We start from the raw sequence: 22,589 nt of genomic DNA on the forward strand, positions 1-22,589 counted from the left end.
CAAATTTAATAAATGTTTTATTTCCTCCCCATAGCTGATGTGTGTTGAAGGATTTTCGACACACATTCATCTAAGGAAAACTTGTCTGTCTCTACGATCACATCCGGGCTAACGGGCTCCTCATATGGAGAATCAATACCCGTAAAATGCTTGATTTGTCCGGCTCTTGCTTGTTTATATAGACCTTTCGGATCTCTCTCCTCACATACTTCCAAAGGACATTGAACATAAACTTCATTATAGCAATCCCCTATGAGAGAACGGACCTTATCGCGTGTAGAGCGGTAGGGAGAGATCGAGGCAACGATTACATTCAGGTTCGCATCAAGCAGAATCTTACCAATCTCACCAATTCTTCTACCAACTTCCAATCGATCTTCTTCGCTAAATTGAAGATCCTGATTAATACCTCTCCTCAATGTATCACCGTCCAGAATGTAGCAATTCTCAATGTGATTTTTCAGTTCCTCTGCAAGCGTAGATTTACCTGAACCCGATAGTCCAGTTAGCCAGATCATTTGATTCATAGATACGTACCTCTTCCTGCTTGATTCTATTGTTAAAATACTTTGTATGGTTATTCTAGCTTAAACACAATTTCAGTACCTGTCCCATCCTTCTTTAAGGGTGAACTAAATTCCCTGAACTCTAATTTAATACCGGAGATATCGTCGGGGAGTGGCGGAGATACTACGTAGTTATAAGCTGCATGTCCTGATGAACTTCCGCCATTCGTCATTCTACTGTCATACGCTTCTCCTATATACAGCTCAAAATGGTTAAGTTTATTGGCATATAATTCAGAGGTAATATCCCAATCTATACTAAGCGTGACAACACTTGCATTACTGTATTGTCGTATAGAGGTCAGTGTATAGAAGAACTCATCTGCCTCAATAGATTGTAGAACAGCAATATGTTTTCTAAAACCCGTTGGCTCGACCATCGGCTTAAAATGATCTTCACTAAATAATGTCCCAAATACCGATTTCAAAAAATCCTCGTAAAGTTCAAACTTCGCCGCCCAATCTGAAATATACTCAAAAGATGGGAATCCTGGATTATTATCCGAGCGTTCCTTACGTTGTTTTATCAATGCACAAATCTGCTCATCGATATCAGTTATTCTTTGATCGTAATGCTCGGTTGGGCGTATAAACTGCATCCGTTTCATCTTAGTCCTCCTTATTGCAATTCTTTTCATTCATATGCTCATTAGACTAGCGTTACTTCAACAAACTATTTTATACATTTAAACACGAGAAAAAGTGGGATTCTCATCCTTCTCTTATACTCGCCTTCACTATCAAAAAACTGAGGATTTGGTTTACATTCTCTAATATCCTCTATTTTAAATCCTACATTTTTCAGTGACTGAAAATACTCTTCAAAAGTTCTGTGGTGCTTAACTACACTTTCTCCAATCCAAGGCTCCATTCTCTTACCCATTTCAAAATAGTTATCGACGATCCAGTCCGACTTTCTTTCTGAAGTTGTTGCACTTTTCATGGATGATGTTAGAACCGGATGCTGTACACTAAAAATAAACTGACCATTAGGGATAAGCGCACTACGGATACTATCAAAGATTGGTTCTAGGTCTTGTAAATAATGAATAGCTAACCGAGAGATTACCAAATCATAGTTCTCTTTTGGGTAATTCCAACTCTCCATAGTAGCATGGTGAATCTCACTTTTAGATGTATTTAACAGTTCTTTTGCCGCTTTGACCATATTACTTGAACCTTCCACACCTTCGTAAAAGTTACATCCCTGCTCAAGCAACTCATATCCGAACTTAGCATCCCCGCATCCTAAATCGAGCACCTTTTTCCCAAGTACATCGCCCATAAGATCATATATAACCGGCTTTTCAATAATGTTATTTGGGCTATCCGCTCTGTTTCTTCTCAATAAATAGTTATAGAAAAAATCTTCATTGTCATACACCGATGACCCTTTGTAATCCAAAAAAATACCTCCTTGCTGTTTAGAGTATACTTTTGGGTAATTTTAGCATCTAAAACAACCTTATACTACCGATAATTTCATTTAGCTCTTAAACTCCTATCATTAAAAAAAACACCCCAAAGAGTCTCTCTGAGGTGTCCAATTCTTAGTGTTTGATTGGCAACGTATAGTATCCAAAAGCAAGATCAAGTAATGCACTCGCTTCTTGGCGAAGCAAAGGCTTTTTAGAACGAAAATCGACAGACCCGTCATCATTCACTTTTGTATCAGGATCTACAATGCCTTGTGACACTAATGCTATGATCGAATCAGTGGCCCATGAGTCTGTGTCACCTTTAAGCGTAATTTCTGAAGCTTGCTTAGCTTGTTTTAGATTTTGAATCATAACGGCTGCTACTTGTCTTGTAATAACAGCATTACGATCAAAACCAGGGATACTTTTTTTCGTTAATTCTTTATTCCCCTCAATTAAATGAGGAAAGCCGTACCAACCATGAGCAAGAATTAGAGCATCCATAAACTCACCTTGCGTCATCGTTCCCTGTGGTTCGAAATTGTTGCCAGATTTAGCACTTATCACATCAAGCGAATACAGGTTGTCGATGTAAGATTTATAAGGGCTCTCCTCAGATACATCAGCGAATGCTGGCTTCGTGTGAACCTTACGAGCATCTGAAACAAAGTCTGGGCTATTAGGATTCGTATAATAAAAGTATTCGATCTGATCTTTATGATCTTTTTTAAAGGCCAATTTGTTACCTAATTCATCTTCGAACAATAGCGGATTAATCATTCGTAACGTATGTGTACCGCTTGTTCCAGTCTCCATAATCAGATTGCCATCTGCATAGGTGAAGTTCGATTTCAAGAAATAGAATCTGGTGTTCAAATAAGTTCCAGTATATTTAGTAGCTTCTGATGCAGGCAATGGGAGATACGTTGGCGCCTCTGGTGCTTTCTTTTCAGGAAAATAGTGATCCATCAAGGCTTCATAAATGTCTAAGCTCATCATTGTGTCATTGTTATAGGACATGTAGAAAGCGGTATTCTCCTCTGGCAATAATACGATCAGTGATTGATGACCAGGCATATTTCCACCTTTGAGAACCACATGATAGCCATTCATCAGATCATTACGATACCCTTCAAATCCTCCAACCGTCGTCATCGGAAGCGATTCATTCGCAAATACAGAGTACGTTTGCATCATCTTCGTGGTTTCTTTACTAATGATTTGCTTCCCATTCACGCTACCTTGTTGTTGAAAAAGAGTTAAATATTTAGCCATATCTTCTCCTGTGGAAAGGATGCTGCCCTGTGGCCCATCGGTAGGCGCATGCCCAAAGGTTGGATGAGGTTTACCATCTGGTCCATAATGCGTGGCCATTCTAGCTAAAAGCTCTGGGGTAAATCGAGCACTAGTAGAGTTCATTCCTAACGGTTTGAACACATGGTTCTCCATATACTTATAAAACGGGGTACCACTTACGTTCTCAACCGCATAGCCCGCAAGTAAAAAGGCAAAATTATCATAGGTATACGCTTCACCCGGCGTCCGAACGACAGTCGGCATATGCTCCGTCATAAACTTTTTCATGGGGATGTCCTGATCTACATATTCCGGTGCAACAAAGTTAGCTTTATCCGGGTAATCAAAGCCCGTTGTGTAAGATAACATATTTCTTAAGGTTAACGGAGTTTCCGTTTCATTTGGTACTTTCATTCCGCCAAGATACGCATTGATATCGTGATCAAGATCCATCTTTCCTTGTTCCACTAGCTGCAAAGCTGCTAAAGCGGTAAATGTCTTCGACACGGATGCGATCTGAAAGACGGTATTCTTATCGACAAGTGTTTTCTTTTCTTTGTCCGCATATCCGTACCCTTTATTCACGAGCACCTTTCCGTCTTTAACCACTACAAAATTGGATCCGTTCACATTGTATTCCTTCATTTTCTGCGCAAATATAGGGTCCGCGAAAGCCTCGATTTCTTTTCCATTAAAAGATCCTTTCGAACTGGTTGCGTTAGTGGAGACTGGTGCTGAACATACTGTAAATACAGCTGTTGATAATAATAGTGCGATGACGCTAAGCTTGCGTGTCTTTTTCTTCATAATCCATTCTCCTCTATAGGGTTAGTTGTAAATAGTAAACCTGTTCTGAGTATCACAAACGGATTGTCATTCTAGCTAGAAACGTTCTGTCACCAATTAGCTTCGTTACATGTCATATGACATAACGATTTAATCAAAAAAAAAGACACCAACAAGGAGTCAGTGTCTTTCATTTCGTATATTAATTTAGAGGAGCTTAGAGCCATCTCGAAAAACTTTTATGAGATACATTGATCTGATTTCGTTCGGCCCAAGCCTTTAACTGTTTCATCACTTCATCTTCATCTTTTTGTGACAGAAAATTAAAACATAATTTATAAGGAACAAATTTATTCACTTTAGGTCTAATCCCAACTACAGGACTAAAATATCCTTTTATATAAATATCATTAATCCGATCTGCTTCTATTCTTAGATCTTCTATTAATATAGATTCCGGTTGAATCTGAATTTCAACAACCCTTCTGATGGTAAATATTCTGTAGACTAACACGATTTCGACAATCAGACAAAAAATAGCCTGACCATAAAGTAAACAAGAAAGCACTAAATCGTCGCTAGCTGTATAGCGATGGTTCAGGTTATAAATTTGAAATAATTGAATACCCAATAGCACACTGATGCTTATCAGCAGTGGTATTAACGACGGACGCCTTACTCTATAAACCCCTATATGATCCATGTGCCCCTCCTTTTCTCACGTCCATATAGATTACCATATGTTATAAAAAATGGATATTACACTTTTCTTCACTTCACAGGAATCTCAATCACTTTATTGTATGCCTTCAAATAGTGCATCCCTTCTATTAGTAATGACTCAGGCTCTGCTTGTGTATCAAATAATAAAGTTCGTTCTTTCATTAGTTTGCCGTCCACTTGCTTTGTCTCTTTTTGATTGATCGTTGTTTTTAAAGGTGTACTCTCGTTGTTCGTTTCTATAGACACACCATCCAGCATTACATCATCGTCAGAAGCGATTGTTATTTCGATGCCTTGAGAGGTTTTGGAGACATCTTTTAACCATAATTCTTTATCACCCATTATAAATGGCTTATCACTAAGGGAAGTCAGGGAATACTTTTCGTTCAGCTTTTGATATCCAGGAAACTCTTTAACGACTAGCTGCATGGAACGTAGCTCCTTAGGCAATGTGTCGAAGCGAATATCAAATGTTCTTCCACCTAATGAGGTTTGATTACCACTACCCAGGATCTCTACAGGTGTTCCATCGACAATTAATTGTATCCCATGTAATCCAAGCTTCACTCGATCAAAATTATCGACATCCAGCTTCCCTTTTACTACAGTCATCGTTGGTGTAGCTGTGATTGATTTGAAGGTAATCGTCCCTTTGTCGACTTTAACCTTCTTGTTGATCGATTGTTTAATCTGAGTTTCCATGGCCTCATTAGGGTTATAAGGGAACGTAACTGTTCCTTCGCTCATCTGGCCGTTCTCTACTAGCTGCTGCCAAAAATGTAACGTTAGTTTTTTTGAAAATGGATTTACGCTGTCAAACGACATCTGTCCTTTAATCTCCGTATGCTCTTCATTGATTAATGATGTACCACTTACTGCGTTAGAATCGGTTAAAAAACCACTTATTTTTGAGGGTCTAAAAGCGTCTACAGACATATCCTCTAGTCCATTTGGGTTAGTTAAGGTGTAATACATAATGAATTGATTGGCGTCCGCCATAATTCCGTTAATGGTAAGAGTTGTTCCGTCTAGTAACGTAGTTTTCTTGTTGATGTTTTGTCCCAACCCTTTTTCATTTAGCTGTTGTAAAGTTGTGCCATTAAGCAATTCATCAAAGCCAAAAAGCTGTTTGCCAAAATAAGCAAAAGCATTGTAGTTTTGTCCAGAAATCACTGTCACCAATAAAACAACCGCCGCAACCTTCCAAATCGGTGCTATTCTTTTCGTTCTTTTTGCGGGAGCCGAATTCAAAGCCTTTCTTAATCTCATTTCTAATTCTTCAGGTGCGGTAATGGATGCTATGCGCGTCTTCTCATCAGCTAATTGTTGCTCGACATTATTGTTCATCAACATCACCTCTGTACTGATTTTTGAGCGTTTGTAATCCATGGTAAATTCTTGATTTAACCGTTCCTATCGAAACCTTTGTAATGTCAGCTATCGTTTGATAATCGAGATCATGAAAATACTTTAATTGAATCGCTTCTCTCTGATGTTCATTTACTTGTAACAACAAGGTCTCCATATCCATTTGCTGCTCACTTCTGCGATAAGGATCATTACTACTCACTACTTGGCCTATTTCCCTATCGTCAACCTTATTCCAATCCTCTAACAGCACCAGCTTGCCGCGCTTATGAAGTAGTCGTTTACAGCCATTCACCAAAATCGTCTTACTCCAGCTATAAAATGCTTCCTCTTTCTTTAGTTGACCGATCTTTTCATAAAGTGTGACGATCATTTCGTCCATGGCATCCATGGCATCATGCGCATTCCCCATATAGCTGAACGCTAGCCTATAATAAACGTCTTTTTCAGACATGATTAAGTGGAGCAATGCTTCTTTATTCCCCTTTTTGGCTTTTTTCACCCAACGAGCAACATCCATGCCTTCACCTCTCTCCCCTATAAGAGTTAGGAGTAACTTAAAAAGTTCATTTCCCATAAAAATAATTTTTTATATACTATGTATGGTTTCATTCACCTAAATGTAATATTAAGGAAAATAAGTCTCTTCTATACCCCAATCTAGTTGATTTTAAACACTTCAAGTAATAGAATGAACTAATCTAAAAGAAAAGGATGGGCATAAGAGATGCCGTTTAAAGAACCTCGTACACTCAGTAAAAGATCCCTATTATTTTTCTCTCTCATTATGCTAGTTAAAAGTTATTTTGCTTGGTATTTTCTCTTTGAAGACGGGCCTACGTGGACCACATGGCTTAAAGAAATCCCTTTTGTGCTTCTAGTCTTTTGCTTGATTGAATGGTTCGCAACGAAACGAAAAATTGCCATCTACATGCTGGTCAATGTGTTGATCACTACACTATTTTTCTCACTCATTGTATATCATAATCATTTTGGCATTATTGCTACTTCACAAGTATTAGATCAGGTCAAGCAAGTTGGAGCCGTTAAGAAAAGTATTTTCTCGGTCATGCGTCCGCAATATATGCTTATTTTTGTGGATATCATTGTCATTGGTTTGGTCATGTTGAGAAAACAGAAGGCACTTAATTGGAAAAAAGCCATGTCGCGTAAAAGTAACCGGAAAGCGGTTGCGATCTTATTCTGTGTTTCCATCGTCATTTGCGCAATGAATATTTTTCCTAACCGAGCCAGTATGAACGAAACCGTTAAAGCCGAGCAAATGGGCATTCTCAATTATGAAGCTTACTCTCTATTAGCCAATCAAGAAGAAGAACAAATCGACGTCGCTAAGATTACACAAGCAGCGATTAACGAGACCAAAGGAATTCAAGCAACCTCAAATCCGGTTCAATTTGGAGCCGCCAAAGGAAAGAACCTGGTCATTCTTCAGATGGAGTCTTTCCAGAACTTCTTAATCAATCTAAAGATTGATGGAGTAGAAATTACGCCGAATATGAATAAGCTTGCGGCTAGCAGTTATTACTTTCCGCGTTTCTACCAGCAGGTTGGACAAGGAAATACTTCTGACGCCGAATTCATTGTAAATACTTCTTTCTATGTTCCACCTGATGGTCCAGCCACTCAAATGTATGCGCCAAAAGAGCTTCCAAGCTTACCTAAGCTGCTTCAAGCGCAAGGTTATGATACGGCAACATTCCATACCAATAAAGTCGACTTTTGGAACCGTGGCGAGCTTTATACTGCCTTAGGATTTAATCGATATTACGATAAGGAATATTATGGTGAAGAGGACACGGTATTTTATGGAGCTTCTGATGAGGTGTTGTATGAGAAAACAGCTGCAGAGCTAGCAAGGATGGATCAGAAGGATCAGCCATTCTACTCCCATGTTATTTCGATGTCAGCGCATAATCCGTTCTCGATCCCTGAGGATAAATACAAAATGGCCCTTCCAGAACGATTCGAAGGAACATTAGTCGGGGATTATATTCGTGCTCAAAATTATGCTGACTATGCACTTGGACTTTTTATTGATGAGCTCAAACAAAATGGGGTATGGGATAACAGCTTGATTGCATTGTACGGAGATCACCGCGGACTTCCTATCTTCTCTCTAAAAGAGGACGATCACGTCTTATTACAGGAAATCCTTGGTCATGAATATACGGAACGCGAATTAATTAATATTCCGTTGATCCTATCAGCGACGGGGATTACAACGCCAAGTGTAAAAGAACAGTTGGGCGGTCAAGTGGATATTTTGCCTACTGTATCTAATTTATTGGGTATTTCTCTTGCGGATCATATTCATTTCGGACAAGATTTATTGAATCAATCGACTTATAACCTACTTCCTCAGCGCTATTATTTGCCAACAGGATCGTTCGTAAATAATGAAGAGCTCTTCCTATCTGGCAGTGGCTTCGAGGATGGTCAGCATTATACCTTATCTGGCGATGGTAACCACACGCAACAAACGACCGAGGATGAGTTCGATCGTGCTTTAGAGCTTCTCCATCTATCAGATAGTTATGTAACACAGTTACCGGATAGAGTAATTGAGGAAAAATAAGCTTATATATATATCAAAAACACTGCACTCACCAAATCGGCGAATGCAGTGTTTTTCTATAGTCATTTACTTATTCTTTTACGACCAGTTTTAGAGGTGCGGCAATCAGTTTCTCAACCGTCTTGCCATCTAATACGTCTTTCGCTGCTTGAATCGCTAACTGCCCAATTAATGCAGGCTGCTGAGCAACGGTTCCTGTGAGTTTACCCGCCTCAATGGATTTAAGTGCATCTTCATTTCCATCAAAACCGATGACAGGAATATTCTTACCTGAACTCTGAATCGCTTCTATAGCACCAAGAGCCATTTCATCATTATGAGCGAAAACCGCTTGTACATCTGGATTTCCTTGGAGAAGGTTCTCCATAACGGTCAACCCTTTCGTACGGTCAAAATCAGCAGTTTGCTTCGCAATCACCTCAAGCTGCGTGTCGGCAATTTCATGGAATCCTTTCCCGCGTTCACGGGTAGCTGATGCTCCCGGTGATCCTTCTAGTTCTATAACCTTTGCACCTTTTCCAAGCTGCTCTACAATATATTCAGCTGCCATTGATCCACCTTTTACATTATCAGAGGCAACAAGGGCTTTAATGTCTCCCTTATCTGCAGAACGGTCCAAAGTAACGACTGGAATATCTAGACTGTTAGCTGTCTGTACTACCGTCGAGATCGCTGAAGAGTCTACTGGATTGATCAACAGCGCATTTACACCTTTTTGCATTAAATCTTCAACGTCATTACTTTGCTTGGCCGAATCATTCTGCGCATCGATAACGAGAACCTCCATACCAAGCTTCTTAGCTTCTGCCAAAACTCCATCTTTAACAGATACAAAGAACGGATTGTTCAAGGTAGATATGGATAATCCAATCTTCATATTCCCTGGGCCCCCGCCGCTGTTCGGTTTTGCCCACTCTGGAGGCTCTAAGGAACAGCCCGTCATAAGAATCAAGAGTAAGGAAGTAAAAATTAATGTGAGCTTTTTCATGTGGAATCCCCCTTATACGGCTTTCTTACGGTCTATGAGTACAGCAATCGCAATAACGATCCCTTTAACTACCATTTGGTAAAATGATGATACGCCGAGCAAGTTCAAGCCATTGTTCAGAATCCCGATAATAAGAGCACCAATTAATGTGCCTACGATACGTCCACGGCCACCTGTTAAGCTCGTCCCCCCTAATACTACTGCCGCGATCGCATCCAACTCATAGGATGTACCTGCTGTTGGTTGCGCTGAGTTCAATCTAGAGGTCAAGATGGCGCCAGCCAATGCTGATAACATACCCGTTAAGGAATAGATCATTATTTTGATGCGGTCTACTTTGATCCCTGAAATAATGGAAGCTTTCTCATTACCCCCAATAGCATACGTTTTACGGCCAAATGGCGTTTTATGCAGTACAATCCACAACACAGCGAATACGATAATCATCGTGATAGCAGGTACAGGTATTCCTAGTAAATATCCACGGCCAAACAATTGGAACGTCATGCTGTCACCAAGACCTGTGATCGGATTACCGTCCGTGTATACAAGCGTTAATCCGCGGAAAATAGTCATGGTCGCCAGTGTAGCAATAAAAGGCGCCATTCTGCCTTTCGTAATCATCAGTCCGTTGACCATCCCCATCAGTCCACCCGCTAAACAACCCACAACAATAGCTAAGATTGGATCCCAGCCTGACAACATCAAGTTGGCTGTGAAGGCACTGGATAAAGCTAGAATAGACCCTACAGATAAATCGATACCACCCGTTAGAATAACAAAGGTCATCCCAAAAGCGATAAGCGCATTAATTGCGACTTGTCTAAGCAAGTTCAGTATATTAAGGGGTTCCATAAAGCTTGGGTTCAGCACGGTTACGATAATAATTAGAATGATTAACCCTAGTAATGGCCCTAATTTCTGCGTGATTTGCCCGATTTGGAAACCTTTCTTTACACTCTCATCTTTGATAGTAGTCATTGCTATTGCCCCCCTGTAGCTAACGTCATGATTTTTTCTTGCGTAGCTTCCTGTTGTGAAAGTTCTCCACTGATTTCCCCTTCATGAACAACTACGATGCGGTCACTCATCCCTAAGACTTCAGGAAGTTCTGAGGATACCATAATAATGGCGACACCACGTTCAGTTAATTCGTTCATAAGCTGATAAATTTCCCGTTTTGCCCCAACATCGACGCCGCGTGTAGGCTCATCAAGGATAAGAACACTGAGGCCAATACCAATCCATTTGGCGATAACTACTTTCTGTTGATTACCCCCAGATAAATTCCGGACCAAAGTGGATGATGATTGTGTCTTAATGTGTAGCCGTTTAATAAGCATGTCCACGAATTCTTGTTCCTTCTTAGCATTGATTACACCTTTAGGGGCAAAGTCGTATAAATTCGTCAGTACCATATTATCTCGAATAGAGAAATCTAGGATTAACCCCTCATCTTTGCGGTCTTCTGTAACAAAGCCGATTCCAGCTTGCATAGCGTCATTGGGATTCCGAATGGTAATCTTCTGTCCCTTCACCCAAATCTCACCTTGGTCTAATGATTCTAATCCGAATAAGGTTCTCATCATCTCTGTACGTCCAGATCCCATTAATCCAGAGAATCCTATGATTTCGCCAGCTCGCACAGAGAAATTAGCATTTTTAAATTGCCCTTTCTTTGAAGCATTCTTAACTTCAAGAACCACTTCTCCGGGTTTAGAAGTACGCTCAGGGAACCGGTCCGTTAATTCACGACCTACCATCTTCCGAACTACATCGTCAAAATTAGTTTCAGGAATGGGCTTCGTGTCTACGGTTTTCCCGTCTCGCATAACGGTGATTCGATCACATATCGTAAAAATCTCTTCCATCCGATGCGAAATATAGACGATAGAGACGCCTTCTTTCTTTAACGAGACAATGACTTCAAATAGTTTCTGTATTTCTCTCTCGGTTAATGCAGCGGTAGGTTCGTCCATAACAATAACTTTCGCATGAGTCATAAGCGCTTTAGCGATCTCAATCATCTGTTTTTCACCTACTGAACATTCCCCCGCCTCTTGGTTCAAAGGAATGGTCACAGAGAGCTTAGCAAACTGTTCATTTGCTAACGCTTTCATCTCTTTCCTATTTAACAGGCCGAATTTGGATGTTCGTTCCTTGCCAATGAATAGATTATCCAGAACCGTCATATCTGGCCATACATTCAGCTCCTGATGGATAAATGCGATTCCATATTGTTCTGCCTCTTTGGGATTCGTAAAGTATTTCTCCTGATCATCTATACGAATGGTGCCTTGGTCACGTTGGTGCAGACCGATCAGAATATTCATCAGCGTAGACTTACCTGCGCCATTCTCACCCATCAGGGCATGAACTTCACCATCCTTAAGTTCAAAATCCACACCGGTCAATACACGGTTAGCGCCAAAAGACTTATGAATATCTTTCATCGTAATGTGCATACACTTAGAACCCCCTTTTTATCCAAAATAGACCCCAGCTTGTAGAATACAGTTTGCATACGGCTTAGCTTCACCCGTGCGAATAATAACCTTAGCCTGCATCGTCAGCTGCTTAAATTGCTCATGTGAATACGCTTCTATCGGTATTTCCTTAAATTTATTATTCAAGTATTGAGAGGTGACTTTATTATCAGTCTCTAATTCCTCTGCAACGATCACCTTTTCGATGACCATATCCTCCGAAATGATATCAACGATATCTTGGAAGCTAGGAACCCCTAGTTTAACCGCCAAATCAATCTTCGGAACACCTGGTGGAACTGGAAGCCCCACATCTGCGATGACAATTGTATCAGTGTGGCCTAAGTCAGTAAGCACTTTGGAAATATGACTGTTTAATATCCCTTGTTTCTTCATAACTAAAGATTCGCCTCCACTTCTGCTCTTGTCGGCATGCCACCTTGTGCACCAAATTTAGTAACGGATAAGGAAGCCGCTCGATTGGCAAACTTTACACTATCCAGAATGGAGCTGCCTTCAGCTAAAGCAACTGCAAATGCCGCATTAAAAGTATCTCCAGCACCTGTCGTATCTATAGCGTTAACTTTGTAAGTAGGAACCAGAACTTCTTGTTCTCCATCGTAAAATCGTACGCCATTGCTTCCCTCTGTGATAAACAGCTTGTTTGGATATTTCCGTAAGGCATCTGTAGTACTCATCCCAGGGAATAAAATCGTACATTCATGTTCATTAGGTGTCAGATAGGCGGCATTTTCTATAATCGCGTCACTAATGGGACGCGCAGGTGCCGGATTAAGCAGCATAGGGATATTAAATTTATGACAAAGTTCGCTTACAAAAGACACCGTTTCTTCGGGTATTTCTTGTTGGATTAGCACCATATCAGATCCTTTAATAGCATCAAGTGCTCGCTCAACCAAAGCAGGAGTAACTGAATCATTAGCTCCTTTTACAACGATAATACTATTATCACCTTCTGCTAAAATGATGTGAGCAGTACCGCTTTTGGTATGTGTAACCGGTTCCACATTGGTGGTAAGAACCCGATTTCTCTTAAGATTCTCCATGATCTCCGTACCATAGAAATCTTCACCTACACAACCAACCATCATAACTTCTGCCCCTAAACGCGAAGCAGCTACGGCCTGATTCGCTCCCTTGCCTCCTGGAACGGTAGCGAAGCTCTCTCCAAGAACAGTTTCTCCTGCGTGAGGTCGCTTAGATGAGGTTACCACCAAATCCATTGAACAACTTCCAATTACACAAATCTTAGCCATGTCCATCAACCTTTCTTATGTTGTCATCTATTCTTTACTTCTTGTTGTTTCCCGCTCCACAAAGCTGACGGGTAATTGAATGATTTTATCTTCTACTTTATCTTGCTCAATTAACTTAATAAGTAAACCAGCCGCTTCACGGCCCATGTCATGTGCAGGCTGACGGATAGTGGATAACGAAGGAGACAACAGGCTGCTAAGTGGGATATCATCGAATCCAATGATTTGGAGATCCTGTGGCACTCTTTTACCTAAGCGATGTGCTTCATGAATAACTGCTGTCGCCACGATATCATTACTTGCAATTACGCCGTCTGTGTCTATATATTTATCAAATAACTCTACAGCCCATTGTTCCGCTTCCGTGTGGGAGAAAGATGAAGTCTGGATCACTTGATAAGTGATTCCCATTTCATCAAGTACTTCAATCGCACCTTGAAATCGATCCTGCGCCGGTTTAATATGCGCCGGTCCTTGCATGACTGTAATTTTGGTGCTTCCCCGTGCAATGATTTCTTGAGCAGCAAGGCGTCCGCCTTTTCTGCCATCTGCATATACGGAGGGACTGTCATTAGAAGTACGGTCAAGAAATACAACCGGAATTTTTAAATTAGAATAAATATCTTTCTCTGGAAAATTAGTGGATGAGATCATGCCAATGACATTATTTTGGATAAAGGTTTGAATATAATCCAATTCCTTTTCCTCGTTCTCATCACTATTACCAAAGATTATCCGATAACCATGCTCCTGCATCTGATCTTCTATCCCACGTGCTAATTGCGGGAAGAATGGGTTCGTAATGTCAGGTAATAGTAGTCCGATTAATTTGGATTTCCGTTTATACAAAGACCTTGCAACCTCATTAGGGGTATAATTCATTTCTTTGATTGCTGCCTCAACCTTTTTTCGAGTATCGATATTCACATAACCAGAATCATTTAACACCCTAGAAACGGTTGCCACCGATACTCCAGCTATTTTAGCAACATCTTTAATCGTCATCATCATTCATTTCATCCCCCAATGTGTAACCGGTTACATGTATTACATTAACTAGATTATCATAAAACCGTTTTCATTACAAATTTTTTTTCGTTCCAATATATAACAAAGGATATCGATTGAACTCGCTATCCTTTGTGAGGCTAATAAACCAGTTCACAATCATGGTGTTCCCAGACATCAAATAAATTACCATCCAGATCTTCAAATACAAAAAACTTCCCATACTCACCTTCATCGCTAATGTTTCCGACTTTCACATCTTCAGAACTCAAATTGTAGTGAAGTGATGCGACAAATGTTTCACAAACCAAGCTGCAGATTTCTCCAAGTCTTTAACTGGGATCACATTATATGCAATACCTAAAATTCTTCCAACCTCCATCGAATACCTCCTTGACCTTAGACTTTTGTCTACTAAAGATCTCTAAAGTCTTTTATCAGCAAATCGATTTAATAGTTTGATTGTATTAAAATGCATCCCTTCATGGTAAAGCGTGAAATTTATGAATTCTCCGATTGTATTTAAAGTTAATCCACTACCCGTTGTAAGAGGGGTTACTTGCTCACTTAAGCGATTGTGCATAGCTTCCTGAATACGTTTGGGTTGCTCCGAAAGCATCTCAATTAACACTTCAAGTGTTGGTGGTTTCTCGCTCCACTCTGCAGGTTTAGTACCTTTTGCAAATAATCGTTCAAAGCTTTCCGGCAATTGCATAAGCTCCCTAGCGGAATGAAAAGCGAACTTCTCTTGCACCAAATAAATATGTCCCAAGTTCCATCTAACGTTGTTATTAAAGCCCTGTGGAATGATATCTAATAGTTCCTCGGAAAGTTCTTCAACTGCACGAACAGTAACACTACGTACAAATTCAATTTGTTTGAACACGATTGGCTCCATCATGGCCCCTCCTATTTTTTATCCATAGTTTACCATGCACGACAACCGAATCCTAGCAGTTAGTACGAATTGTAAAATATCCCTTTACAAAAGAAAATGAATGGTTTATTTTAACATTAAGTCATCATTAAATATTAGTCGTATCATCCCAACATTTAAATTCTATAACGAGAAATATCGGAGGTTATGATGGAAGATAACATGAAAGACACCTTACTTTCGAACATAAAATTTGCGTACAACGAAGCTTTGGAATTCATTGTTTCTATGGGAATGATTGCTTGTGAAGAGCAGTTGCTTAAGGCAGCTGAGGATTACAAACTTGAAATGGACCCACAAGCGTTGTCTTATCATAAAGATGCACGAGCACGGTTGTCACCTCACTCCTACCGAGAACTTCAGTTTTTTTTCCAGTACAACTTTTTTCATAAAGCACTCGATTTTGCTTTCTATGAATCCATTTGCACTTGTCCAGAACCACAAACAGCTGAAGCATGGATAAATCGACTGGAAAAGAGTCCTGCAGAAAAGGTAGTCGCTGAAATGGTATATGGTGTGTATTACGATAAATTAGATGAGTTGCTAGAAGGAAACGATTGGGAAATCGTCAAGAAGGATACCCGCTTAATGGCTGAGCTTGTGGCAAGAACAAAACCGCAGCTGGATGTGATTGAAGCGCAGGGGCCATTACTAGAGTGCCTTGCTTATCCCGAAGAAACTAAGCTACGTTATATGCAGCTCTTAAACCAGTTCTACAAGGATGTCTTTTCACTTTGGAAAGAGGAGTTAAGAAGGGAGTCTGAACAAGCCTCTCAGCGTTATGAAGGTTTGTTCCTAGCGAATCCTGAAAGATTCATTCGTGATTTCAACAAAAATGAACCTGCAGTTTATGATGTTCCCACTACTTTTCATGTCAGCTTTTTCTCACAAGTTGGGAATCATGTTCTCTTCTTTTACGCAGGAAGTTCCCGTATCGCTTGGGTTATATTCGGCATTTTTAATGACCATGTATTCGGACCTGCTGCTGATCGAGAGAAAACTGAACTTTTTTTAAAAGCATTCTCGGATAAACGACGTTTAGACTTCTTGCTGCTCTTAAGGAATCGCCCTCACTATGGACAAGAAATTGCATCAGCACTTGGCATAACGCCCGCGGCAGTAACTTATCATGCCAACTTCCTATTTTTTTTAGACCTTATCGAACTAAAAAGAACCGATCATCGATTATATTACCATCTTCGAATGGATAAATTGAGAGAATTACTTGCCGTCACCACAAAAGTAATGCTCGATGAGGAACCTCCTATCTTTTAAGTGAACCACAGCAAATTAAAACCATAGTGGGGAGGGTCTAAATTGAATGGATCTACAAACATAGAAGCAGACTCGATCAAAAAATCCAAAGTAGTTTCTAACACTTTTATGCGTTTACTGAAACTTGGAAAACCCTATTTAGGCTGGTACCTCATATTATGTCTCTTAGCTGCCGTCGTTTCCCTTGCAACAGTTGGGATAGCCGAATCTTTACGACGTATAATCAACGCTGCTACGAATCAGAACATGTCCTTTTTGATGTCTGGTGCTATCTTTGCTCTAATAATCGTTATTGTAGATGCTTTAGCCAGCTTCTTATTGACTTACTTATCAGGTGTGCTTGAATTCAAGTCGACCTCCAAGCTTCAGGTATCACTGCTAGCTAGATTATTAAACGTACAGATGAAAGATTTGGATCGTTATCATTCTGCTGATCTCATTAGTCGTATCAATGATTCTGCCCCAGCTGCTCAGCAAGGTATCAATCAGAAGACCATTGAACTATTCAGTAATTTGATGCAAATTACATTTCTCCTAACTTATCTGCTCTCACTCCAATATGTCTTAACGCTCGGAACTATATTGATTTGCTCGCTTGTTCCACTTGTGATGATTCCCTTCACTTCCCGCCTACGTTCCATGCACGAGCAAAGACAGCAAATTGAAACCGCTCAACAAATGTTTATTCAAGATACGGTACAGGGTGCTGAGGTTGTGCGTGCCTTCTCCCTTGTACCTAAGCTGCATAATCAATTCACACAACGTGTTAGGCAATATTTCAACATTCATTTACCTGTCACACGCTTAGAAGCTGTGGGCTATAATATGCCCTTTGCCGTTATTCTTAGTGGATTGCTATATGTTCTCTCCTACGGCGGATATCTAGTTATCCAAGGGAGATTGGATGTGGGAGCAGTGGCGGCATTTCTGATTTGTTTCGAGCAAATTACAAACCCTGTATCAAAGCTGGCTAATCTATGGACAGAATTACAAGCCTCGCTGGCGCAAGGTAAACGATTGTTTGAAGTCATTGATTTACCAGAAGAAGACGCAAGCCGTGAATGTAATCAGGAAGATTCTCATAAAGAAATGCCGATGAATAACAACCAAGCAATTAGTGGCTTGTACCCTATCACCTTTGAGAATGTAGGTTTTCATTATGGTAATCATCAAGTATTAACTAACGTTAATCTAACCATAGAACCAGGTAAAGTAACTGCGTTTGCCGGTCCTAGTGGCAGTGGAAAAAGCACCCTCCTTCAATTAATACTCGCAACCTATGAACCTAATGAAGGGGTCATCCAATCTGGTAAGTTGCCGTTAAGCAGCATTCCCCCTCGGTCTTGGCGTAATCATTTGGCTTATGTTTCTCAAGAGCCTTATCTGTTCACTGGAACTCTATATGAAAATATTGCATGGGGAAGACCTGACGCAACCTATGAAGAAATTATTAAAGCAGCAAAAAGTGCGGGGATACATGAATTTATTATGAGAACCCCCCTTCAATATCAGACTTCCATTGGGGAACGGGGCCATACCTTATCTGGCGGTGAAAGGCAGCGGCTATCTATTGCCAGAGCGTTTGTCCGAGCGCCTAAGCTTCTCCTTCTTGATGAACCCACAGCTGCACTTGATAGCCATAATGAGGAGATTGTCGGCCAGGCCCTGCAAGAACTCATGCATGATCGTACAACGGTTATTATCGCGCATAGACTATCTACCATCAGAAATGCAGATCACATTTATTATATGGAGGCGGGTTCTATTGTTGAAGCTGGGACTCATCTGGAGTTAATGACTTTACAAGGACAGTATTACAATATGGTTGAGACCTCAATGAAGAAGGCTGATATTTCTACTCTGGTCAGGGAGGTAGAGATATGAATGAGATGGAATCCAAGAATCTAAAATTGGGGTATGCTCTGCGTAGATTAATCTCTTACGCTAGCCCTTATCGAATTGGATTTATTGTGGCTGTACTCCTGCTCTCTGCTAAACTCGTAATGGACATAGGATTTGCAGCCATTCAGCAAGTATTTATTGATACGATCAACAACGCCAATATGGATGCATTAACACGTATAACTGTAATCTGTGCCATTGCTTGTGTCATCATTATCTGCTGTCTTATGGTGCAGCATTACTTCCGCTTTGTTATGCAAAGTCGGATGGCTTGGGATATTCGTGCGAAGCTGTTTGATAAAAGTCACCGACTTCCATTCCGTTACCTTCAGTCCATGCATTCAGGTGATTTGACTTCTCGTAACACTAAGGATGCAGGGATGGCCATGGGGATGATAAACAGCATCGTATACGATCTAGGCTATAATCTACTTCTCTGTTTCATTTCCTTTCTATATTTGGCTAAAATGGATGTCTGGATCGCCCTGTTAGCTCTCGGATCGGGTCCCCTTGTTTTTCTTTCCGGACGTTTCTTTGATCGCAGATTACGAAAATTATCTACTCAAATATATGCAAAAGAGGCGGAATTACGAGGAATCTTACAAGAAACGCTTCAAGGAATGAAGGTCGTAAGAGCCTTTTCGCTTGAAGAAACTCTCTTAAATAAATATGCGTTAGAACGTGAGCAGTTAAGAAGAATGCAGCTGCGAAAATCGCTTCTAAATGGTCTCTTATGGCAATCTTCTGCCTTTATCAACAATCTCGTAATGGTGACATGCGCCGCTTTAATTGCGTTATCAGCTCTAAGTGGCGGAACATCAGCAGGTGAAGTACTCGCTTTTATTATTTTGATGGGTAGGGTTCAATGGCCTTTTGTCCATATGTCTCAAACATGGGGAGGTGTCCAGGAGGCTTTAGGTGCAGCTGACCGCGTATTCGCTATACTTGATGCACCTGATGAAGGAGCTACTCATCCTTTGCCAGAATCCAGCTCATCAACATTCGCTTCCGTAGAGGTAGCTGCATTACAAATAGAGGATGTCCACTACAACTATTCGGGTAAAACGGATAATGAAGCCTCCCTATTTACAGGGCTTAATATTCATATACAACATGGAGAAACTATCGCGGTTGTCGGGCCAAGCGGGTCAGGGAAGACGACGCTCGTTCGATTATGTAATGGACTTTATGAGCCTACTGCAGGAAGCATCAAGGTTTATGGAAAGTCTGTACATGATCAGCTTGAAGAAGCACGTGCAATGATTACCTATGTTCCCCAAACCCCTTATTTGTTCTCAGGAACTATACGAGACAATATCGCCTTCAGTTCTAGTACAGCTAGCGAAGAGGATATTCGAGAAGCCGCTCGGCTCGCAGGTGCAGAAGAGTTTATTACGAAGATGCCCCATGGTTATGACACTATCCTAGGTGAACATGGATCGACTTTATCTGGTGGACAAAGACAACGCATAGCCATTGCCAGAGCTTTTCTTCGTGATGCTCCACTCCTTCTTCTAGATGAAGCAACTTCCGCACTCGATAACGAATCTGAGCGAATGATTCAGCAATCGCTTGATTTGTTAATGAAGAATCGAACCACATTGGTTATTGCACACAGACTATCCACCATACGTGAAGCATCTAGAATTATCGTGTTAAATCAGGGTTCGATTGTTGAGGAAGGTACACATGAGTCTTTATTAGAAATGAATGGGCTATACTCACAATTATATAACATTCAATTTAAATCTTCTGAAGCAGAAGACATTAGTGCACCTGAGTTGCTTCAATTACATTCCAATCTTTGATCTCAGTTCAATGCATACATCGTAATTCATAAGTTATTTTAATTAAGGTGTATGCGTTGGAACCGAGTATAAATTATCCGCTTCTTTTAATTGTTTCATGACGAGCTTAATAAATGACTGGATATAGCTTTCTTGAAGCTCTTTCTTTCTGTGGCTCATCCATATCGAATGCTTTGAGATTACATTTTCCACTTCGACCTTGGCTAACATACCCTGATCAAGATAAGGCTTTGCTAACAACGCAGATACAAAACTAATCCCATAACCGGCAATCACGGCTTGAATAACCTCATTTACTCCATTAAATTGAAGTTCGATCTTCGGTTGTTGTACCTTTCTTTCTTCACATAATTGTACAATTCTCTCTCTGGCTGCACTACCTTCCTCCCTCATAATAAATGCCTCAGCCATCACTTCCTCAAAGCTAACCTCCTGCTTGGCTAAAGAATGATTTGAAGAAACTACGAACACATACTCGTCCTTGTACAACTCACGATGTTCGAACACCCCTGTATGATGAGAAGGAAACGCCATATCACTATAAATCGCCACGTCTGCTTCAAAGTTATTTAATTGTTCCATGACTTCATGAGAATTAGCAGTAGAGATCTGAATTTTAACCTTCGGAAAAGATTGTTTGTATAATGATGCCCACCGGGGGATGAGTATGCTTGTGGCCAGGTAATTACCTGCAATCCGAATATGACCCGCAGGAAATTTATGATAATCCTCAATAATCTGCTGTACCTGTTCACCCATAGCAAATAACTTTTCAAGTGGTTCGATCAGTTTTCTCCCAATCGGTGTTAGCACCATTCTCTTTCCTATGACCTCTAATAATACGATATTATTCTCCCGTTCAAATTTGCGGATCTGCGCTGATATAGCGGGTTGACTAATGTGCAAACGTTCGGAGGCTTTGGTCACACTCCCTGTTATCGCAACATAATAAAACAATTTTAATACATGATAGTTCATCCTGATTTCTTCCTAACTATATAAAATATAATCATATTTAACGGACCTTCGGCTTTCTTATTATAACTATACATTATGAATATTAACTATTATATATTGTTTATTTATAATTATTTATCTTATACTTACAACTATTCAAAAGGGAGGTTTCGTTAATGAAAGAGACAGTATTATTTCTAACCCGTCACGGGCAGACCGAATGGAATTTGCAGAAAAGAATGCAAGGACATCAAAATTCAGCGTTAACAGCCTTGGGTGAACAGCAAGCGGAATGGTTGAGAGAACGTTTGGAAGGTGAGAATTTAGGAGCCATTTATTCTAGTACTAGTCCAAGAGCATTGCATACTGCGCAGATTTTACGAGGAAATCGGAGTTTACCGATTCAACAGCAAGCTTCATTAATGGAAATTAACATGGGCATTTGGGAAGGAATGAACACAGATCAGATTGAACAAGAATATCCATTACAGTACACCCATTTTTTCACCAGACCTGATCTTTTTATTCCTCTAGCCCCAGGTGAGACCTATAGTCAGCTTGAACAAAGAGTAACGCCAACTATGGAGCGTATCATTAACGATAATGAAGGACATGAGGTACTTATTGTCACGCATCGGATGACCCTGAAAGTCATTATGGCTCATTTTCTCAATAAATCATTGCAGGAATTAGGGGAACTACCGGATATTCTCTCTACAGCATTGTGTAAAGTAACCCTAACTGACAACAATACAACTATCGATCTGTACGGCGATACTTCACATTATCAATGAATCCTTCTCAAAAATAAAAAAGGAAACTCCGATTTAAATGGGGTTCCCTTTTTAGACTTCAATTTTAAATTTCCACACTTTTGATTGTAAAGCTGCGGACCTTCATCCATTTTCCTGAAATAAATTCGTCAATTGTTTTCGTCTTTGGTCTAACACAAAAACGATGCTTGCTCCCTTTATCAAAACCAACTGCTTCAAAAATCAGGCCGTCACCTATTTGCTCCTTAAAGAACACTTGCTTAAGTCCCAATCTATTTAACATTTCAAGCTTTACACTTTCGATATATGTGCGTGAATACTCCTTAGACATATGTGTTCCTCCTAGTAGTGGTAGTAATATTATAAGTTCAATATTAAGAAAATCAACCGAAGATCACATAATCACAAAAAGAAAAAAGCCAACC

21 protein-coding genes are annotated in these 22,589 nt (G+C 40.3%); 5 read left to right on the plus strand and 16 right to left on the minus strand.

Annotated features, from left to right (window positions below):
• Positions 1-17: 17 nt before the first annotated feature.
• The 7 genes from cysC to MKY19_RS19970 form a co-directional block, all read right to left on the minus strand.
• Positions 18-581 (minus strand): adenylyl-sulfate kinase, encoded by a 564-nt coding sequence (gene cysC, locus MKY19_RS19940; protein ID WP_339271726.1) that lies wholly within the window; start codon positions 579-581, stop codon positions 18-20.
• On the minus strand, positions 578-1,174 hold the full coding sequence (locus MKY19_RS19945; RefSeq protein ID WP_339797172.1) for a hypothetical protein: 597 nt from the start codon (positions 1,172-1,174) through the stop codon (positions 578-580). The genes cysC and MKY19_RS19945 overlap by 4 nt, the downstream gene beginning before the upstream one ends.
• A gap of 65 nt (positions 1,175-1,239) precedes the next feature.
• Complete coding sequence (locus MKY19_RS19950; protein ID WP_339797174.1) at positions 1,240-1,971, minus strand: class I SAM-dependent methyltransferase; 732 nt, start codon at positions 1,969-1,971, stop codon at positions 1,240-1,242.
• Positions 1,972-2,116: 145 nt separating this feature from the next.
• On the minus strand, positions 2,117-4,087 hold the full coding sequence (locus MKY19_RS19955; RefSeq protein ID WP_339797176.1) for a serine hydrolase: 1,971 nt from the start codon (positions 4,085-4,087) through the stop codon (positions 2,117-2,119).
• A 196-nt stretch (positions 4,088-4,283) separates the two neighbouring features.
• Positions 4,284-4,769 (minus strand): hypothetical protein, encoded by a 486-nt coding sequence (locus MKY19_RS19960; RefSeq protein WP_042129237.1) that lies wholly within the window; start codon positions 4,767-4,769, stop codon positions 4,284-4,286.
• Between the two features lie 68 nt (positions 4,770-4,837).
• The gene (locus tag MKY19_RS19965; protein ID WP_339797178.1) at positions 4,838-6,178 is read right to left on the minus strand and encodes a DUF4179 domain-containing protein; all 1,341 of its coding nucleotides are present in this window, start codon (positions 6,176-6,178) and stop codon (positions 4,838-4,840) included.
• The gene (locus MKY19_RS19970; RefSeq protein ID WP_339797180.1) at positions 6,126-6,677 is read right to left on the minus strand and encodes a sigma-70 family RNA polymerase sigma factor; all 552 of its coding nucleotides are present in this window, start codon (positions 6,675-6,677) and stop codon (positions 6,126-6,128) included. The genes MKY19_RS19965 and MKY19_RS19970 overlap by 53 nt, the downstream gene beginning before the upstream one ends.
• 267 nt (positions 6,678-6,944) lie before the next feature.
• On the opposite strand from MKY19_RS19970, the gene MKY19_RS19975 reads away from it, so the two are divergent.
• Complete coding sequence (locus MKY19_RS19975; RefSeq protein ID WP_339797182.1) at positions 6,945-8,753, plus strand: LTA synthase family protein; 1,809 nt, start codon at positions 6,945-6,947, stop codon at positions 8,751-8,753.
• Positions 8,754-8,823: 70 nt separating this feature from the next.
• Here the strand turns inward: MKY19_RS19975 and rbsB are convergent, their stop codons facing one another.
• From rbsB to MKY19_RS20010, 7 genes are all read right to left on the minus strand, one after another.
• The gene (gene rbsB / locus MKY19_RS19980; RefSeq protein ID WP_076286607.1) at positions 8,824-9,741 is read right to left on the minus strand and encodes a ribose ABC transporter substrate-binding protein RbsB; all 918 of its coding nucleotides are present in this window, start codon (positions 9,739-9,741) and stop codon (positions 8,824-8,826) included.
• Between the two features lie 12 nt (positions 9,742-9,753).
• Complete coding sequence (rbsC, locus tag MKY19_RS19985; RefSeq protein WP_042189841.1) at positions 9,754-10,722, minus strand: ribose ABC transporter permease; 969 nt, start codon at positions 10,720-10,722, stop codon at positions 9,754-9,756.
• 2 nt (positions 10,723-10,724) lie between these two features.
• Positions 10,725-12,206 carry a sugar ABC transporter ATP-binding protein gene (locus tag MKY19_RS19990; protein ID WP_339797185.1) on the minus strand — a complete coding sequence of 494 codons (1,482 nt, stop codon included), beginning with the start codon at positions 12,204-12,206 and terminating at the stop codon, positions 10,725-10,727.
• 18 nt (positions 12,207-12,224) lie between these two features.
• Positions 12,225-12,623 (minus strand): D-ribose pyranase, encoded by a 399-nt coding sequence (gene rbsD / locus MKY19_RS19995; RefSeq protein ID WP_076286605.1) that lies wholly within the window; start codon positions 12,621-12,623, stop codon positions 12,225-12,227.
• Positions 12,624-12,625: 2 nt separating this feature from the next.
• On the minus strand, positions 12,626-13,504 hold the full coding sequence (gene rbsK / locus MKY19_RS20000) for a ribokinase (protein ID WP_076286604.1): 879 nt from the start codon (positions 13,502-13,504) through the stop codon (positions 12,626-12,628).
• A 27-nt stretch (positions 13,505-13,531) separates the two neighbouring features.
• Positions 13,532-14,512, minus strand: coding sequence for a LacI family DNA-binding transcriptional regulator (locus MKY19_RS20005; protein WP_076300554.1), 981 nt, complete (start codon positions 14,510-14,512; stop codon positions 13,532-13,534).
• 424 nt (positions 14,513-14,936) lie between these two features.
• Positions 14,937-15,413 carry a DinB family protein gene (locus tag MKY19_RS20010; RefSeq protein ID WP_305953493.1) on the minus strand — a complete coding sequence of 159 codons (477 nt, stop codon included), beginning with the start codon at positions 15,411-15,413 and terminating at the stop codon, positions 14,937-14,939.
• Between the two features lie 183 nt (positions 15,414-15,596).
• Between MKY19_RS20010 and MKY19_RS20015 the strand changes: the two genes are divergently transcribed.
• From MKY19_RS20015 to MKY19_RS20025, 3 genes are read left to right on the plus strand one after another with little or no spacing between them, the layout of a single operon-like run.
• Positions 15,597-16,724, plus strand: a complete 1,128-nt coding sequence (locus MKY19_RS20015) for a helix-turn-helix domain-containing protein (RefSeq protein WP_339797191.1) — start codon at positions 15,597-15,599, stop codon at positions 16,722-16,724.
• A gap of 42 nt (positions 16,725-16,766) precedes the next feature.
• The gene (locus MKY19_RS20020; protein ID WP_339797193.1) at positions 16,767-18,608 is read left to right on the plus strand and encodes an ABC transporter ATP-binding protein; all 1,842 of its coding nucleotides are present in this window, start codon (positions 16,767-16,769) and stop codon (positions 18,606-18,608) included.
• On the plus strand, positions 18,605-20,434 hold the full coding sequence (locus tag MKY19_RS20025) for an ABC transporter ATP-binding protein (RefSeq protein WP_339797195.1): 1,830 nt from the start codon (positions 18,605-18,607) through the stop codon (positions 20,432-20,434). The genes MKY19_RS20020 and MKY19_RS20025 overlap by 4 nt, the downstream gene beginning before the upstream one ends.
• Positions 20,435-20,476: 42 nt before the next feature.
• On the opposite strand, the gene MKY19_RS20030 is transcribed toward MKY19_RS20025, so the two are convergent.
• Positions 20,477-21,412 (minus strand): LysR family transcriptional regulator, encoded by a 936-nt coding sequence (locus MKY19_RS20030; RefSeq protein ID WP_339797197.1) that lies wholly within the window; start codon positions 21,410-21,412, stop codon positions 20,477-20,479.
• Positions 21,413-21,567: 155 nt separating this feature from the next.
• On the opposite strand from MKY19_RS20030, the gene MKY19_RS20035 reads away from it, so the two are divergent.
• Entirely contained in the window at positions 21,568-22,185 is a 618-nt protein-coding gene (locus MKY19_RS20035) for a histidine phosphatase family protein (protein ID WP_339797199.1), read from the plus strand.
• Positions 22,186-22,249: 64 nt separating this feature from the next.
• Here the strand turns inward: MKY19_RS20035 and MKY19_RS20040 are convergent, their stop codons facing one another.
• On the minus strand, positions 22,250-22,495 hold the full coding sequence (locus tag MKY19_RS20040) for a hypothetical protein (protein WP_042189863.1): 246 nt from the start codon (positions 22,493-22,495) through the stop codon (positions 22,250-22,252).
• Positions 22,496-22,589 lie beyond the last annotated feature (94 nt).

The sequence above is a fragment of the Paenibacillus sp. FSL R5-0744 genome (genome assembly GCF_037972555.1).
GTDB lineage: Bacteria > Bacillota > Bacilli > Paenibacillales > Paenibacillaceae > Paenibacillus_AQ.

What these genes read in the sequence shown, in the direction of transcription:
- MKY19_RS19945 (WP_339797172.1), bottom strand. Translation starts at nt 1,174, where the DNA reads ATGAAACGGATGCAGTTTATACGCCCAACCGAGCATTACGATCAAAGA.
- MKY19_RS19955 (WP_339797176.1), bottom strand. Translation starts at nt 4,087, where the DNA reads ATGAAGAAAAAGACACGCAAGCTTAGCGTCATCGCACTATTATTATCA.
- MKY19_RS19960 (WP_042129237.1), bottom strand. Translation starts at nt 4,769, where the DNA reads ATGGATCATATAGGGGTTTATAGAGTAAGGCGTCCGTCGTTAATACCA.
- MKY19_RS19965 (WP_339797178.1), bottom strand. Translation starts at nt 6,178, where the DNA reads ATGGATTACAAACGCTCAAAAATCAGTACAGAGGTGATGTTGATGAAC.
- MKY19_RS19970 (WP_339797180.1), bottom strand. Translation starts at nt 6,677, where the DNA reads ATGGATGTTGCTCGTTGGGTGAAAAAAGCCAAAAAGGGGAATAAAGAA.
- MKY19_RS19975 (WP_339797182.1), top strand. Translation starts at nt 6,945, where the DNA reads ATGCTAGTTAAAAGTTATTTTGCTTGGTATTTTCTCTTTGAAGACGGG.
- rbsB (WP_076286607.1), bottom strand. Translation starts at nt 9,741, where the DNA reads ATGAAAAAGCTCACATTAATTTTTACTTCCTTACTCTTGATTCTTATG.
- rbsC (WP_042189841.1), bottom strand. Translation starts at nt 10,722, where the DNA reads ATGACTACTATCAAAGATGAGAGTGTAAAGAAAGGTTTCCAAATCGGG.
- MKY19_RS19990 (WP_339797185.1), bottom strand. Translation starts at nt 12,206, where the DNA reads ATGCACATTACGATGAAAGATATTCATAAGTCTTTTGGCGCTAACCGT.
- rbsD (WP_076286605.1), bottom strand. Translation starts at nt 12,623, where the DNA reads ATGAAGAAACAAGGGATATTAAACAGTCATATTTCCAAAGTGCTTACT.
- rbsK (WP_076286604.1), bottom strand. Translation starts at nt 13,504, where the DNA reads ATGGCTAAGATTTGTGTAATTGGAAGTTGTTCAATGGATTTGGTGGTA.
- MKY19_RS20005 (WP_076300554.1), bottom strand. Translation starts at nt 14,512, where the DNA reads ATGATGACGATTAAAGATGTTGCTAAAATAGCTGGAGTATCGGTGGCA.
- MKY19_RS20010 (WP_305953493.1), bottom strand. Translation starts at nt 15,413, where the DNA reads ATGATGGAGCCAATCGTGTTCAAACAAATTGAATTTGTACGTAGTGTT.
- MKY19_RS20015 (WP_339797191.1), top strand. Translation starts at nt 15,597, where the DNA reads ATGATGGAAGATAACATGAAAGACACCTTACTTTCGAACATAAAATTT.
- MKY19_RS20025 (WP_339797195.1), top strand. Translation starts at nt 18,605, where the DNA reads ATGAATGAGATGGAATCCAAGAATCTAAAATTGGGGTATGCTCTGCGT.
- MKY19_RS20030 (WP_339797197.1), bottom strand. Translation starts at nt 21,412, where the DNA reads ATGAACTATCATGTATTAAAATTGTTTTATTATGTTGCGATAACAGGG.
- MKY19_RS20035 (WP_339797199.1), top strand. Translation starts at nt 21,568, where the DNA reads ATGAAAGAGACAGTATTATTTCTAACCCGTCACGGGCAGACCGAATGG.
- MKY19_RS20040 (WP_042189863.1), bottom strand. Translation starts at nt 22,495, where the DNA reads ATGTCTAAGGAGTATTCACGCACATATATCGAAAGTGTAAAGCTTGAA.